Consider the following 16033-nt stretch of genomic DNA (forward strand, 5'->3'; position numbering starts at 1 on the left):
TCACCGGTTTGCATTAGCTTTTTTCACGTATATTCTCGATATTTTTGCATCTAAATTGTGCTATTATTTCATCATTTTTACTTGCTTTTTTTGTTTCCCCACTATATACTTAATTTAAATTACACAATCAAAACAGCACAATTATAGAAAGCAGGCTCAAACTAATATGACATGTTCAATCCCCACAACCAACAATTCTAATTTAAAAGAATATATCCATGACCAGATCTTGAAAGATATCATTGAAGGCACTCTGCAGCCCAATATGATCCTCCATGAAAAAAAGCTTATGGAGCAGTACGGTGTCAGCCGGTCTCCCGTGCGTGAGGCCCTGATCCAGCTTTGCAGCGAAGGTACGCTATGCAATTATCCCAAGCGCGGATACGAAGTTTCTTCCATCACAGAAAAAGAAATCCAGGACATTGTACATTTCCGCATCGCAGTCGAATGTTCATTTCTTATGCAGTGTGGTCCAAACATCAGCGATGAAACCCTGAAAAAGCTGGACGAATGCATTGCCGACCACGCGGTTCTTCAGGCCAACGGCCTTACAGCACTGCAGCACTGGACCTCCAACATGAAATTCCATCTTCTGCTCTTTTCAAGCTATGATAATCCCTATACTTATCAGAAGCTCAAAGAGGCTATAACGATCCAGACCCGGTTTTACGTCCAGAAGCGTTCCAAAGAATGGCAGACTCCCGTCTTCACCGACCGGGATGTCCTGCACCAGGCCGTTCTGGATTACCTGAAACAAAAAAATTACACCATGGCATCCAGCATTCTCAAGGCAGATATCGAAGACCGTTCTGCCGTCTGACTGCGCAGCAAAAAAAATGCACAGGAATGATCTCCGGTGCATTTTTCCATCTCAGTACACTTTCTTATGACATTTTTTCTTTCAACGTTCCCATATAATGTTCAAACACTGCAAACGTAATGATCGTGGTCAGCGGATTGGACACTGCTTCAGCCGCATAAATTCCCCACACTCCGATAAAATGCGGCAGGATCAGGGCCAGCGGCACCAGGATCAGTACCTTTCTCATGATTCCAAACAGAAAAGAATACCGTGTGTTGCCCATGGCCACAAACGCATTCTGATTGATCATCTGAAATCCCAGGAACAAAACGGTGGAAAACATGATCCGCATGGTCTTTTTTGTCAGCAGGATAAGCTCCGGATTATCTGAAAACATCCCGCAGACAGTCTCCGGAAAGAATACCAGCGCCGCCCACATCAGGGCCGCACATCCAACGCTCAGAATCCGCGCATAATGAATGGTCTGCCGGATCCGGGCATAATTTTCTGCACCGTAATTGTAGCTGAGCAGCGGCTGAGCTCCGGTCACAATGCCAAGAAGCGGCATAAAAAACACCTGGCTGGCACTGCTCAGGATTGCCATGGAAGCAAGATGCAAGTTTGCCTGCTCTCCTCCGTAAGCCAGAAGCAGCCGGTTGAGCAGAATCACAACGATGGATTCGTTAATACGGAAGGTGCAGGGCGAAACCCCCAGTGCGCAGGTTGACAAAAGGATCTGACGGTCCGGCCTCATATCCTTTAGGCAGATCCGGATCCCGGATTTCTCCGATGACAGGAAATGAACGATCCACACGCAGGAAATAAACTGTGCCGTCACCGTTGCAATGGCCGCTCCGCGCACTCCCATATGAAGCACATAGATCAGGATCGGATCCAGAATGATATTAACTACCGCTCCGATCACCACTGACATCGTTCCGATCACCGTGTGTCCCTGGGTATTGATGAACGGATTCAGTCCCAGCGCAAACTCGACAAAAACGGTTCCGAACAGATAAATAGTCAGATATTGTGACGCATACGGCAGTGTTTCAGCATCCGCGCCAAACAGGACCAAAAGCGGCTCCAGAAAAAGCAGGCATACCGCCATCATGACAACCGAAATGGCCAGCAGCAGCGTGATCGCATTGCAGAGATATTTCTGTGCCTTTTTCTGATTGCCCTCCCCCAGAGCAATCGAAGCCAGCGGCGCTCCACCCATACCCGGCAGGCAGCTGAAGGCTGCGATCAGCATCGTGATCGGAAATGTCAGGCCGATCCCGCTCAGCGCAAGCGTACCATCTCCCGGCATATGGCCAATATACATACGGTCCACAATGCTGTAAAGCGCATTCACCAGCTGTGCCGCCGTTGCCGGAATTGCCAGCCGGACTAAAAGCGGCAAAATTTTCGCCTGCCCCAGCTGTTCGTTCATAGCATCTTTTGTGTTACTCATCTTCTCCTCCTCAATATGATACAAATATCTTCCAACTAATCATATCACATTTTTCACAAAGTTCACCTGTCTTTTTCAGTTTTATGGAATTTATCGGATAAATGTGATATGATTACCTTTATAAGAAAACAAAATACAGGAGGGAACTGTCATGGATCTTGGATTAACCGGAAAAACCGTCGTAGTCACCGGAGGCAGCAAGGGGATCGGATACGCTGCAGCAGAAGCATTTCTGAAGGAAGGTGCCAGCGTTGCCATCTGCTCGCGCCACGAAGAAGAGCTCAAAAAAGCCGCAGAAACACTTTCCCAGTACGGTCCTGTCTATTACGAGGCATATGATGTCGTGGATGCAGAATCCAATTACCGTTTTGCAGAGCATGTCAATCAGAAATTCGGCAGCCTGGATGTCTGGGTCAATAACGTTGGCGTCTCCGGTCCCAAAAAGGGAGACGAATACGATGACGAAGAAATTGATTTCATGACTGGTGTCTGTTTTAAATCGGTGGTCTATGGCTGTCAGGCTGCGTTCCGCTATATGAAGAAGCAGCATTCCGGAGCCATCGTCAATGTAAGCTCCCTTGCCGCGCGCTGTCCCTCTGCCGGCCGCAGCACCTTATACGGGCCTTTAAAATCTGCCATCAACAACCTGACCAACACCTTTGCCGGAGAATATTGTCCGTACAATGTACGTGTCACCTGCATTATGCCAGGTTTTACCCTGACACCGGCAGTGAAGCAGACTATCAGCCCGGAAGAGCTGAGCATGAACACCCAGGCCACCCTGCTGCGCAGGGCAGCCATGCCGGAAGAAATCGCACGGCCCATCGTCTTCCTGGCCAGCAGCGCAGCAAGCTACATGACCGCTACCACCATTGAAGTTTCCGGCGGCCGCAGCATGACGCTCAATCCTTCCTTTGCATACGACCGGCTTGCCGCAGCCGAAAACAGATAATACCAGATTCAACATTGAGCAGAAGGGACATTTCCACATGGATCAGATCAAAACCGCCGGCATCATTGCCGAATATAATCCGTTTCATAACGGCCATCAGTATCAGATTGAAGAAATCCGCCGTCAGACCGGCGCAGACTTTGTCATTGTCGCCATGAGCGGAGACTTTGTCCAGCGCGGAGAACCGGCCATCTTCGATAAATACACGCGTACCCGCATGGCACTGTGCGGCGGTGCAGATCTGGTCGTGGAGCTTCCCGCACTGTTTGCCACCTCCAGCGCAGAGGATTTTGCTGCCTGCGGCGTGTCATTGCTAAGCAGCCTCGGAACCGATTTTTTATGCTTTGGAAGTGAATCCGGAAATCTCTCTCATCTGCAGAAGGCTGCGGAGATTCTCAGCGAAGAATCCGCAATATGGCAGTCCCTACTGCAGACCTATCTGAAGCAGGGCGAAACCTACCCGTCTGCCAGAAGCCTCGCCGTGGCAGAGCTCACCGGAGACCCCGGGCTTTCCACACTGCTGGCAACACCAAACAACATCCTCGCCGTGGAGTATCTCAAAGCACTGAAACAGCAGGAAAGCTCCATGATCCCGGTTACCATCCGTCGCAGAGGCTGCGGATATCATGACACAGAATTCTCCGGTCCCTACGCCTCGGCATCTGCGATCCGGCTGCTCCTAAGCCAGTCTGCCGTTTTGGCATCTCTGGAGACACTGCGCATGCAGATCCCTCCGGCCGCCTTTGATGCACTGCTGAAGGAAGGCGCTCTTGCAAAGCCGGTATTTCCGGACGATCTCTCAGAGCTCCTGCAATTTCGGCTTCTTTCCGCCGTTCACAGGGAAGAAGACCTCAACCGCTTTTTGGACTTTTCCTTCGATCTTGCCGCAAGGCTCACCCGGCAGGTTCTCCATTTTGCTCCCTTCAGTGAACAGATCATGCAGCTGAAGACAAAAGGATATACTTACACCAGAATCAGCCGGGCTCTTCTGCACCTGCTCCTCGACATTACAAAAGAGCAGAGCAGCCAGGCCAAAAGCCTTGGCTATGCGCCTTATGCCCGGATCCTGGGTTTTAAAAAATCAGCAGGTCCGCTGCTCTCCCACCTGCGCAGGCAGAGCCGTATCCCACTGATCACAAAAACGGCAGATGCCAAAAAACTGCTTTCCCCGGAAGCCATGAAGGTTCTGGAAACCGATTTTTATGTATCCCATATTTATCAATCTCTTCTGGCATCCCACGGAAGACTGATGCGCAATGAATATACAAAATCCGTCATAGTCCTGTGACCATGACGGATTGTTTTATTTTTTCTGACCCAGTAATTCATATAACGTAGGATTAATCTGTAAAAAATCCAGGATCTCCCGGATCTCATTCTCATTATGCTTCGGCCTGCCCTCATACACAGCACGCAGAAGAATATTTTTCGGAGTATGCTCCATGTCGATAAACTCCAGGATCTGGGTACGGTAGCCCTGCTGTTCCAGAAGCTCTGCACGCAGCGCGTCGGTATACAGCGCAGCCATCCGTTCTTTGATCAGGCCATAATGCAGCACCGGCTCCAGCAGATCATTCTTCATCTGCTTATTCAGCTCATGCTGGCAGCATGGTACAGACAGAATGACTTTCGCGCCCCAGCACACAGCCTTCGCCAATGCGTAATCCGTTGCGGTATCGCAGGCATGGAGTGTTACAATCATATCCACATGATCCACGCCCTCATAGGACGCAATATCGCCATGGTAAAATTGAAGTTTGTCGTATCCATACTGCTCTGCAAGCTTTTGGCAGCGGCTGATGACATCCTTCTTTAGATCCAGTCCGATAATGCGGATCGGATACCCTTTCATCTCATGCAGATAATAATACATGGCGAACGTCAGATACGACTTGCCGCAGCCAAAATCAATGATCACATTTTTCCGGTTCTTATCCAGCTTCGGCAGGATATCCTCAATAAATTCCAGAAAACGGTTGATCTGTCGAAATTTGTCGTAACGGCTTTTTATTACCTTTCCATCCGGGGTCTGCACGCCAAGATCTACCAGGAACGGGACCGCATGCCCCTCCGGAATCACGTAACGTTTCTGGCGGTTATGCTGCAGCTTTTCCTGCAGTTCTTCCGAAAACTGACCGTCTGTTTTTGCTGCCTGGATCTTTGCAGGTCCATGTCTTCTGGTTTTCACCGTGGTCGTGCCCTTTTTACTGACTAAAACCGTGGCACTTCCAAGCTCTGACAACACCTCTGCCTGTTTGAAGCTGCCGGAAAGCTGATCCGTCAGGTAGACCTTCAGTTCTTCCGCACTCATGTTCTTATGAAATGCCTGAGTTCTTGTAAATTCTTCTGCCTGAAAAACCAGCGCGCCCTTCATGAGCATGGGGCGCACTTTCACTTTCAACAGATGATCTTTTTCAGCCGGATTACTTAATACAATCTGATCCAGCTGTTCATTGATAAAATCGTCCAGCATGGACGCTAACGTTTCTTTTGCCATAATCTCTCTTTTGATTTCTGCCTGCTTAGTTCTTAAAGCTGTGGATCGGAGCCGGGATGCGGCCGCCGCGGGTCACAAATTTCTCACAGGAATACTGATTGACCGGCATAACCGGCGCATAGCCAAGCAGACCGCCAAACTCAACGGTATCGCCTACTGTCTTTCCGATCACAGGGATCAAACGGACTGCCGTAGTCTTCTGGTTGATCATACCGATAGCCGCTTCATCTGCGATGATGCCGGAAATCGTGGTTGCCGGAGTATCTCCCGGAATTGCGATCATATCAAGACCTACAGAGCAGACACAGGTCATAGCTTCCAGCTTTTCGATGGTCAGCGCACCAAGCGTAACCGCATCGATCATGCCCTGATCCTCACTGACCGGAATGAATGCACCGCTCAGACCACCTACATAGGAAGATGCCATAACACCACCTTTTTTCACCTGATCGTTCAGCATAGCCAGGGCTGCAGTCGTTCCCGGCGCACCCACGCGCTCCAGGCCAATCTCCTCCAGAATCTCTGCCACGCTGTCACCAACAGCCGGGGTCGGAGCCAGAGACAGATCAATAATGCCAAACGGTACGCCAAGACGTCTGGATGCCTCCTGGGCAACCAGCTGGCCCACACGGGTAATCTTGAAGGCAGTTTTTTTGATGGTCTCGCAGAGCACTTCAAAGTTCTCACCCCGGGCCTTTTCCAGTGCTACCTTAACAACGCCAGGACCGCTGACGCCTACATTGATGATAGCGTCTGCTTCCGTCACGCCATGGAACGCGCCTGCCATGAACGGGTTATCGTCCGGTGCATTGCAGAATACTACAAGCTTTGCACAGCCCAGGGAATCATCTTGCTTTGTGGCCTCTGCCGTTTCTTTAACGATCTCACCCATAAGACGGACTGCATCCATATTGAGTCCGGTCTTGGTGGAGCCAACATTGATGGAGCTGCACACACGCTCAGTCTCAGCCAGCGCCTGCGGGATGGAGCGGATCAGATTTTCCTCTGCCGGAGTCATACCCTTGGAAACCAGCGCAGAATAACCGCCGATAAAGTTTACACCCACTTCCTTTGCTGCCTTATCCAGAGTTTTTGCAATCGTCACAAAATCCTCCGGCGCTTTGCAGGCACAGCCGCCTACCAGCGCGATCGGAGTAACCGAAATACGCTTGTTTACGATCGGCACACCAAAGTCTCTTGCGATCTCTTCTCCGGTGGATACCAGATTCTTTGCATAAGTGGTAATTTTTTTGTAGATTTTCTCATTCAAAGCCTGCAGATCATCGTCGCAGCAGTCCAGAAGACTGATGCCCATGGTAATGGTACGAACATCCAGCTTCTCATGTTCGATCATATTGTTGGTTTCAATTACTTCAAACATATTCAACATGGCTGTATCCTCTTTTCTCCTGTCTTTTGACTAAATACGATGCATCTTGGTGAAAATTTCCTCACGCTGGCACTTGATGGCCACGCCGATCTCTTCACCAACTTTCTCCAGCTCGGTTGCTATTTCGCCAAAAGATCCGGTTGCATGCTCCATGTCCGCAATCATCATCATGTTAAAATAATCCTGTACAATGGTCTGGGAAATATCCAAAATGTTCACCTGTTTTTCTGCCAGGTATGTACATACCTTAGCGATAATACCTACGGTGTCTTTTCCTACAACTGTGATAATTACCTTGCTCATGTGGCTATCCTCCGTTTATATGAAAGTATAATATGATAATTCCGGCCCGGGTGCTTTGACACCCTGCCGGAGTTATTGCTTAATGAAACAGGTTCTTTTACAGATGGATGATCTGTGACATCTCATCCCGTTTTGCAACTTCGATCGGAAAATCCTTCGCCTTATATGGAGTATCCCCCTGGTCAATCTCAAAGCGGACCGTCTCATAGGCAAGTGCCTCATAGTTGTTCTCTTTGCTCAGATGACCCAGTAACACATATTTTAACTTATCATTCAGAATATAATTTAAAAGCCGCCCCGCATTCTCATTGGACAAATGTCCATGATCCCCTAAAATACGGCGTTTCAGATAATATGGATACGGTCCTGTCTCCAGCATGTTGACATCATGATTCGCCTCCAGTAAAAGCGCATCCAGATCCTTTAGATGATCGATGACATACTGATCGTAATGTCCCATATCCGTTGCCACCGCTACACTTTTACGCTCATGGCTCACCCGGTAAGCTACCGGATTGGCCGCGTCGTGATGGATGGAAAAAGGTTCCAGGGTAAGATCTCCTATCTGAAAATCCACATCCGGAAGTATCGGATGCAGAAGTTCTTTCGGATACTCCCCAAGCCTCGTATTGGCAGCTATTTCCTTCAGAGTTTCCTCTGTTCCGTAGATCGGCACATGATGCTTTCTCGCAAGAACGCCAAGGCCCTTGATGTGGTCGGAATGCTCATGGGTAATGACCACTCCGTCCAGCTCCGCGCCCTTGAGTCCGATATCATTCAGGCCCTGTTCTATACGCTTATTGCTTATTCCGGCGTCCACCAGAATATGGGATTGATCGGAGCCTACATAAATGCAGTTTCCGCTGCTGCCGCTGGCAATGCTTACTAATCTCATTGGTTGTTTCCTTTATGTTTCCAGCCGATGTTTTCAAGAATCTGACGGATCTGAATTTCCGCAGATTCCACCGTGCCGCTGTTATCGATGACAAAATCCGCCAATTCGGAAAACTGTTTCCGGTCTGCCTGGTTCTGCATGATATGAATGCATTTTTCCCTGGTATACCCGCGGTTTGCCATCAGCCGCTGAATACGGATCTCATCCTTCGTATCTACATACAGCAGATACCGGCAGACTTCCCGGCTGCGCTCATCGAAAAGCGCCGCCTCCACGACAACCAGTTCCGCACTGCTTTCGCGGATCTGGCGTTTGATCTCATTCCATGTGAGTGGATGGATCAGGGCGTTGACCCGTCTGAGTGCCTCCGGGTTTTCAAAGATCTGCTCCGCAAACCGTTTGCGGTCCAGCGTACCATCTGCCTGCAGGATACCGTTTCCAAACAGGCTTACCAGTCCGGTAAGCCCCGGCTGCCCGGGCTCTTCCAGCTGCCGGGCCACAAGATCTGCCTGGATCACCTGCGCACCGTATTCCTCAGAAAACAGTTCAAGGATCCGGCTTTTACCGGCTCCTACTCCGCCGGTGAGGCCAAGTACCATCATATTAGTTGCCCATCTTCTCTCTCATTTTAGTTTCATGCTGCTGTAATAAGGACAGGAGAAGCTGCTTGGAGATGCTGATATTTTCCCCGTAAGGATTGATCACAAATCCCTTTAAGTCATTAACCTGACGGATCAGAATATTGCCAAAATCCTCCATGGTCATGATCAGCGCCTGGTCATGGCTTCCATCTTCATTCCATTTGGAATACTCATCCATATCGGTAAATGCAAGATAATATTTCTCGCCTTCCGTGTTGGTGATGCTCTCGAAACGGATCCAGGTAGAGGGACCCTTTTTCTCAGTCAGAACCGTCTGCTTCTGGATCGGAGAAAGAAGACGTGCCTCCATCAGTGCTGCTGCCATCTGGCTGCGTGTGATAAAGTCGTCATGCTTTAATACTTCCTGAAGTGCTGCTACCAGCTTCGGATTCTTAACACTCTCAGAACTCTGATTTGATTTATTCATAGAAAAACCTCTCTTTTCTTCTCGCCGTTCGCTGTAACCGTGCAAGCACGCTTCCAGCTCACTTGCGCTCGTCCGGCTCGTGACTTCGTCACTCTTTTTCCTCGCCGTTCGCTGTAACCGTGCAAGCACGCTTCCAGCTCACTTGCGCTCGTCACATTATAACACACATTTTATTTTGCGTCTAGCCAGTTGTCTCCGGTATGGGCTTCTACCTCAAGAGACACCTTCAGATCTGCGGCATGCTTCATCCTGTCGGTTAAGATCTGTACCACCTGCTCTGTTTCGTCCCTGTGGGTCTCCACCAGAAGTTCATCGTGGACCTGAAGGACTATGCGGGAGCGCAGATGCTTTTCCCGCAGTTCCCGGTCTACCGCGATCATGGCCAGCTTCATAATATCTGCCGCCGTTCCCTGAATTGGGGAATTCATGGCTACACGCTCACCAAAGGAACGCTGCATGAAATTTCCGGATTTCAGTTCCGGGATCGGACGTTTTCGTCCGTACATGGTGGTAACGCAGCCCTGTTCTTTACCAATCTGTACCTGTTCATCCAGAAAGCGCTTCACACCCGGATACGTCTCAAAATATTTATTGATATACTCCAGCGCTTCCTTCCGGCTGATGCTTAAGTCCTCACTCAGTCCAAATGCACTGATGCCGTACACGATACCGAAGTTAACTGCCTTGGCATTGCGCCGCTGCAGCGGTGTCACCTCATCAAGCGGCGTGTGGAACACCTCCGAAGCCGTGATCGCGTGAATATCCTGGGCATCCCGATAGGCACTGATCAGGCGTTCATCGCCGGACATATGCGCCAGAATACGAAGCTCGATCTGGGAATAGTCTGCATCCACGAACACATAGCCATCCTCCGGTACGAATACCTTGCGGATAGCACGCCCAAGCTCCATGCGCACCGGAATGTTCTGCAGGTTTGGCTCAGTGCTGCTGATACGCCCCGTAGCCGTGATGGTCTGATTGAATTTTCCGTGAATACGTCCGTCTTCCCGGATAAAGCCGGCCAGTCCCTGGGCATAGGTGGAATTCAGCTTGGTCAGCTGACGATAATCCAGGATCATCTGAACCACCGGATAATCCGGCGCCAGCTTCTCCAGCACATCCGCCGCAGTGGAATAACCGGTCTTTGTCTTCTTTCCGTGGGGCAGCTGCATCCGCTCAAACAGGATTTCTCCCAGCTGCTTCGGAGAATTAATGTTGAATGTTTCACCGGCCAGCTCATAGATTTTCTGTTCCAGTGTCACGATTTTTTCTTCCAGCTGCTCTCCGTAAAGCTTTAACTGCTCCTTGTCTACCCGGATACCGGCCTGCTCCATATGATACAGGCTATAGATCAGCGGCATTTCCATCTCCATGTAGAGCTTCAGCATGCCTTCTTTTTCCAGGCGTTCTTTTAAGATGCCTGCGGCCTTGTATGCCACATAAGCCATATAGCAGCCACAGGTCACCGCCTCCGGAGTCTCTGTTTCCAGAGCCTTTGCAAGGCTCTGCCTGCCCAGCAGGTCCGTTCCGGAGGGCACCGTCATGCCGAGATAATCCCGCGCAAGATCATCGTACTCATAGGTGTCCTTTAACGGATTTAACAGATAGCCTGCAACGCCCATATCGACAACCGGACTGTCGTAATCCAGATTCAGATACGGCAGCTGGGATTTTAAATCCAGGACAGCCACCGGTTCCTGCTCAGGAGTACGCTTCATGATCAGTTCTTCCAGATGGTCACACAGATAACTTCCTGTCAGAAAGCCTGCTGACGGGATGGTGTAAATTGCTTCCTCACCGATGCAGATGGCAAGACCTGCAACCCCGGTCTCCGAAAGAATGAGCTGGCAGCCCACCTGCTCTGCCGTTTTTGCCTTTTCAAAGATCTGTTCCGCGCCGGAAAGATCCTCCACGCTCCAGAAATGCTCTTCCACCGAGTTACCGCCCATGTCCTGTACATCAAAGCGGGCCAGGATGGACTTGAATTCCAGCCGTTTCATATACTGGTAAGCCTCAGGCGTGTAAAGATTCTCAAGCTTTGCTTCTTCATATTCAAAAGGGATCGGACAGGTAATGCAGATTTCAGCCAGTTCCTTGCTCATAACCGCCAGATCGTAATGCTCTTCCAGCGCTTTTTTCGCTCTGGGCGGCTTCACCTCGTCCAGATGCGCATAAGCATTCTCGATGCTTCCGTAAGCCACGATCAGATTTGTGGCTGTCTTCTCTCCAATGGAAGGAACGCCCGGAATATTGTCGGAAGTATCACCCATCAGCGCCTTGACATCAATGAACTCTGTCGGTGTTACCTGATACTCCCGTTTCACATCCTCCGGATAGTAGTCATGGATCTCCGTCGTTCCGCGGCTGGTCTTCGGGATCCGGATCTTGATGTGGGTATCTGCAAGCTGTAAAAGGTCCCGGTCACCCGATACCACGGAAACCTCCTCACCCTCTGCCTGACAGCGCTTGGCGATGGTCCCCAGAATATCATCTGCCTCATAGCCCGCCATAGTCAGGATCGGTACGCCCATTGCAGCGAGCACCTCTTTCATCAGCGGTACCTGCTCACGCAGCTCCTCAGGCATCGGTTTTCTGGTTCCCTTGTAGTCCGCATACATTTTGTGGCGGAACGTCGGCTCTTTTAAATCAAAAGCCACCGCCAGATGATCCGGCTTTTCTTCCTCAAGGATCTTAAACATAATATTGAGGAACCCATATACCGCATTGGTATGAAGTCCCTCAGAGTTTGTCAGTTCCGGCACTCCGTAAAACGCGCGGTTTAAAATGCTGTGCCCATCTATTAAAACCAGTTTTCCCATGGTTTCTCCTTTTCCTGTTTGTTACTTTGCACTGCTCTGCTGATCAGCCCAGGATCCACATACGGATCTGCATCAAAAGCATGACCAGAACAGAAGCAATATCCAGAGTATCCGCTGCATAACAGATCACCCTGCGAAGCCGCGCTGTGCGCACTGTGAGCCAGGCATTCTCCATGCTCTCTTCCAGGGAACCGGCAATATCATAAACTCCGCTTCCGCTGTCCAGCTGCCGGAGGCCAAGCGAAACGGTATAATAGATTTCCAGTTCTTCCCTGCAGGAAGAGCAGCTCTTTATGTGTTTCAAAAACTGCTCCAGCTGCACTTCATCCAGCTGGTGGTTAATATAAGGCATAACCATTTTTTCAATTTCCCTGCATGAAGCCATCCTCTCACCTCCGATTCTGCATAAGCCGCTTCCGCAACACCTTTTCACAGATGTTTCATCATCCGAACAATATTTTCTTCACTTCTGTCCCCATGAATACATACCATCATACAATACTCTGCTTAATTTTTCAATTTCTTCCTTTATTTATTTTACGTCAGATTGACTTGATTTTTATTCTTTGTTAAAATTACTTTCATTATGAATACCGGTCCCCATTTTGTCCGGTCATACGAAAGGAAGGATCCCCACATGCCCAAATTAAACGAACATTATCAGGATTTAAAAGAAAGCTATCTTTTTGCGGAAATTGCGCACCGTGTTGCTGCCTACGAGGCCGAGCATCCGGATGCTAAGATCATCCGTCTTGGAATCGGCGATGTCACACTCCCGTTAGGAGACCTCGCTATCAAAGGCCTGCACGAAGGTGTGGACGCCATGGCTTCCGCCGAAACCTTCAAAGGTTACGGTCCGGAGCAGGGCTACGCATTCCTGCGCGATGCCATCTCCGCTTACTATGCACGCAACGGTGTATCCGTGGATGCGGCTGATATCTTTATCTCCGATGGCGCAAAGAGCGATAGCGGCAATATTTCCGAATTATTTGACAACGACAACGTGATCCTGATTCCGGATCCGGTTTACCCTGTTTACGTGGATTCCAATATCATGAACGGAAAAAAGGTTACCTATTTATCCGGAAACGCAGAGAACAACTTCCTTCCGATGCCGGATCCGTCTGTTCATGCAGATATCATCTATCTCTGCTCCCCGAACAACCCGACCGGTGCGGTTTACAATAAAGAACAGTTAAAAGAATGGGTTGACTATGCGCTGAACAATCATGCAGTCATCCTCTTTGACTCCGCTTACGAAGCATTCATCTCTGATCCGGAACTTCCGCGCAGCATTTACGCGATCGAAGGCGCAAAAAAATGTGCCATTGAGTTCTGTTCCCTGTCCAAGACGGCAGGCTTCACCGGAACCCGCTGCGGCTACACCGTAGTTCCGAGAGAATTGGTTTTTACCGCCTCCAACGGCCAGGAAATGTCCCTGCACGCTATGTGGAACCGAAGACAATCCACCAAATTCAACGGAACCTCCTATATCATCCAGAAGGGCGCTGCCGCAGTCTTCACTGAGGAAGGCATGGCACAGTGCCGCGAAAATATTGCCTATTACCAGGAAAACGCCCGCATCATCGCAGACACCTTAACACGCAGGAACATCCGGTTCTTCGGCGGCGTACACTCTCCTTACATCTGGTTTGAGTGTCCGGACGGCATGGAATCCTGGGAGTTTTTTGACTATCTCTTAAATAACGCCCAGGTTGTCGGAACGCCAGGCGCAGGCTTCGGCGAAAACGGTAAAAATTACTTCCGTCTGACTTCCTTCAATAACCACGAAAATACCATCGCAGCCATGAAACGTTTTGAGCATCTGTTCTAATTTGTATTGTTTCTATAATAATTGTAGATTCAATAGACACAAATATTGGAAAAATCCCTTGCAAAGCGCTGTCACTTATGCTACAATATTCTTTGCGTAAGTAAGCCGGCGTGGCGGAATGGCAGACGCATCAGACTCAAAATCTGACGGGGGCAACCTCGTGCCGGTTCGAGTCCGGCTGCCGGCATCCTTGGCAGGGGCAAGAGCTTCGGATCACTGATTTCAGTGGTTCGGGGCTCTTTCTTTTTTATTCCTGTTTTCTTTACTCTCTTTACAAAATTCTTATTTCTTTTCCTCCATCTATATTTCTTCTCGACTTTGCGCTATAATGTAATGAACACAAAGAAACTCCATTATTTTCGACATGAAGGAGAACACTATGATACCAAAGAAATCAAAATACGCACTGACGGTTACCCTTCTGGCCCTCAGCACAGCGTGTCTCGCCACCGGGTGCAAAAAGAAACACGATAAGATTGATCTGTCCGGCAGCCAGGCTGCGGAAAGTACCGTTCAGACTGCTCCTGTTTCCACCACCGCAGCGGAATCGGAAACCAGTTCATCCATCACCATCGAACCAGGCATTGAAAACGCGCAGTCCCAGGGAACTTCCGCCGGAGGTGCCGCCACATCCCTTTCCCTGTCCGTTAAAACAGACACCTACCAGAATGGTAATGTTTCCATTCAATATCCGGTCATTTCTGATAACTCTGTGAAACCGGAAATCAACGATCATCTGAAAGATAATGCCCTTTCCATCCTGAAAGCCTGGGAAATCGATGAAGCCAAAGACACCCTGAATATTACCTGCAAAGTCCTCTCCGCCACAAAAAACCGTATCACGGTCCGCTACGATGGCAATGTTATGACGGACGGCGGCATACACCCAACTGCTATCTTCTACACAAACACGCTAAGCTTAAGCTCCGGCTCTGATATCGGTCTTTCTTATCTGGCCGATCCAGCCACTCTGGCTTCCTATGTACTGTCCGATGACTGTACCTTCCCGGAAACTGATGCCGAAACCGCTGCCGCAGCAAAAACCTTTCTGAAAGAGTCCGATCAGTCTTACTATACCGCACTTTTCCAGAACGCTGATTTTCCTTACCAGGAAACATTCCCGGAATGTTTCAGCTATGAGTACGAAGGCTCTATCTATTTCTCCCTTCCGGTAGCACACGCTCTGGGAGACTATATTCTGGCTGTCTACACTCCGGAAAACAAATAAAAGAAAGATGAGGATTTTATCTTATGGAAAACGTAACCATCTTCAACCACCCGCTGATCCAGCACAAGATTTCCATTCTCCGCAACAAAAACACCGGGACCAATGAATTCCGCTCCCTAATTGAGGAAATCGCCATGCTCATGGGATATGAGGCTTTGCGCGATCTTCCCACCGAGGAAGTAGAGGTGGAAACTCCGATTGAAACCTGCATGACCCCAATGATTGCCGGAAAGAAACTGGCTGTTGTCCCGATCCTGCGGGCCGGACTTGGCATGGTAAACGGCATCCTGGCTCTGGTACCAAGCGCAAAGGTCGGCCACATCGGCCTGTACCGGGATGAGGAGACCCACGAACCACACGAATACTACTGCAAGCTCCCAACTCCGATCGACCAGAGAACCATCGTTGTCACCGACCCGATGCTGGCCACCGGCGGCTCTGCCGTGGCTGCCGTGGATTTCATCAAGCAGCATGGCGGAAAGAAGATCAAATTTATGGCCATTATCGCAGCGCCGGAAGGACTGAAGCGCCTGCACGAAGCACACCCGGATATCCAGATCTACGTAGGACATCTGGACCGCTGCTTAAACGAAAACGCCTACATCTGCCCGGGACTGGGCGATGCAGGCGATCGAATCTTTGGAACCAAATAAAAATTTGAGTTACAAAGCTGAATAAAGGTCCGGAAGTGAAAGAGACCGCCTTCCTCTATTTTCACATATCGTTGTTTGCTTGCTTTCGCTAACACGCGTTCGCCTGTGTCGGATTAACATCCGCCACATTCGGACG

Annotated in this window: 15 protein-coding genes and 1 tRNA gene; 7 read left to right on the forward strand and 9 right to left on the reverse strand. The window is 49.6% G+C overall.

All coding sequences use genetic code 11. The features are described from left to right. The first annotated feature begins 166 nt into the window (after window positions 1-166). Window positions 167-820 (forward strand): GntR family transcriptional regulator, encoded by a 654-nt coding sequence (locus ACMP1L_RS07100; RefSeq protein WP_418452461.1) that lies wholly within the window; start codon window positions 167-169, stop codon window positions 818-820. Between the two features lie 64 nt (window positions 821-884). Here ACMP1L_RS07100 and ACMP1L_RS07105 read toward each other — a convergent pair whose 3' ends face one another. Further along, the gene (locus tag ACMP1L_RS07105; RefSeq protein ID WP_418452463.1) at window positions 885-2258 is read right to left on the reverse strand and encodes an MATE family efflux transporter; all 1374 of its coding nucleotides are present in this window, start codon (window positions 2256-2258) and stop codon (window positions 885-887) included. Window positions 2259-2409: 151 nt separating this feature from the next. Between ACMP1L_RS07105 and ACMP1L_RS07110 the strand changes: the two genes are divergently transcribed. Together ACMP1L_RS07110 and ACMP1L_RS07115 are read left to right on the forward strand one after the other, a co-directional pair. Next, the gene (locus ACMP1L_RS07110; RefSeq protein WP_118732253.1) at window positions 2410-3210 is read left to right on the forward strand and encodes an SDR family NAD(P)-dependent oxidoreductase; all 801 of its coding nucleotides are present in this window, start codon (window positions 2410-2412) and stop codon (window positions 3208-3210) included. A gap of 37 nt (window positions 3211-3247) precedes the next feature. Beyond that, window positions 3248-4498, forward strand: a complete 1251-nt coding sequence (locus ACMP1L_RS07115; protein WP_418452465.1) for a nucleotidyltransferase — start codon at window positions 3248-3250, stop codon at window positions 4496-4498. Window positions 4499-4513: 15 nt separating this feature from the next. Here ACMP1L_RS07115 and ACMP1L_RS07120 read toward each other — a convergent pair whose 3' ends face one another. The 8 genes from ACMP1L_RS07120 to ACMP1L_RS07155 form a co-directional block, all read right to left on the reverse strand. Next, window positions 4514-5707: a class I SAM-dependent methyltransferase gene (locus tag ACMP1L_RS07120; protein ID WP_418452466.1), complete on the reverse strand. Its 1194-nt coding sequence runs from the start codon at window positions 5705-5707 to the stop codon at window positions 4514-4516. 25 nt (window positions 5708-5732) lie between these two features. Further along, window positions 5733-7097 carry a PFL family protein gene (locus ACMP1L_RS07125; RefSeq protein ID WP_177303945.1) on the reverse strand — a complete coding sequence of 455 codons (1365 nt, stop codon included), beginning with the start codon at window positions 7095-7097 and terminating at the stop codon, window positions 5733-5735. Window positions 7098-7127: 30 nt separating this feature from the next. Continuing rightward, complete coding sequence (locus tag ACMP1L_RS07130) at window positions 7128-7400, reverse strand: ACT domain-containing protein (protein ID WP_118732257.1); 273 nt, start codon at window positions 7398-7400, stop codon at window positions 7128-7130. 97 nt (window positions 7401-7497) lie between these two features. Next, complete coding sequence (locus ACMP1L_RS07135) at window positions 7498-8295, reverse strand: MBL fold metallo-hydrolase (RefSeq protein ID WP_373243260.1); 798 nt, start codon at window positions 8293-8295, stop codon at window positions 7498-7500. Further along, a complete protein-coding gene (coaE, locus tag ACMP1L_RS07140; protein WP_418452468.1) occupies window positions 8292-8897 on the reverse strand; it encodes a dephospho-CoA kinase in 606 nt (201 codons plus the stop codon). The genes ACMP1L_RS07135 and coaE overlap by 4 nt, the downstream gene beginning before the upstream one ends. A 1-nt stretch (window position 8898) precedes the next feature. Continuing rightward, window positions 8899-9363, reverse strand: coding sequence for an SseB family protein (locus ACMP1L_RS07145; protein WP_177303947.1), 465 nt, complete (start codon window positions 9361-9363; stop codon window positions 8899-8901). 170 nt (window positions 9364-9533) lie between these two features. Then, window positions 9534-12182: a DNA polymerase I gene (polA, locus tag ACMP1L_RS07150; protein WP_418452469.1), complete on the reverse strand. Its 2649-nt coding sequence runs from the start codon at window positions 12180-12182 to the stop codon at window positions 9534-9536. A 43-nt stretch (window positions 12183-12225) separates the two neighbouring features. Continuing rightward, entirely contained in the window at window positions 12226-12567 is a 342-nt protein-coding gene (locus tag ACMP1L_RS07155) for a zf-HC2 domain-containing protein (protein WP_418452470.1), read from the reverse strand. 252 nt (window positions 12568-12819) lie between these two features. Here ACMP1L_RS07155 and ACMP1L_RS07160 point away from each other — a divergent pair, with 252 nt between their 5' ends. From ACMP1L_RS07160 to upp, 4 genes are all read left to right on the forward strand, one after another. After that, the gene (locus ACMP1L_RS07160; RefSeq protein WP_418452471.1) at window positions 12820-14016 is read left to right on the forward strand and encodes an LL-diaminopimelate aminotransferase; all 1197 of its coding nucleotides are present in this window, start codon (window positions 12820-12822) and stop codon (window positions 14014-14016) included. A gap of 104 nt (window positions 14017-14120) precedes the next feature. After that, window positions 14121-14203: transfer RNA gene (locus ACMP1L_RS07165), tRNA-Leu, on the forward strand. Window positions 14204-14395: 192 nt separating this feature from the next. Beyond that, window positions 14396-15244, forward strand: a complete 849-nt coding sequence (locus ACMP1L_RS07170) for a hypothetical protein (protein WP_177303950.1) — start codon at window positions 14396-14398, stop codon at window positions 15242-15244. A 23-nt stretch (window positions 15245-15267) separates the two neighbouring features. Beyond that, entirely contained in the window at window positions 15268-15897 is a 630-nt protein-coding gene (gene upp / locus ACMP1L_RS07175) for a uracil phosphoribosyltransferase (RefSeq protein ID WP_118732265.1), read from the forward strand. The last annotated feature ends 136 nt before the right edge of the window (window positions 15898-16033 follow it).

Source organism: Ventrimonas sp. (assembly GCF_048380235.1).
In the GTDB taxonomy this organism is placed as follows: Bacteria; Bacillota; Clostridia; order Lachnospirales; family Lachnospiraceae; genus Brotaphodocola.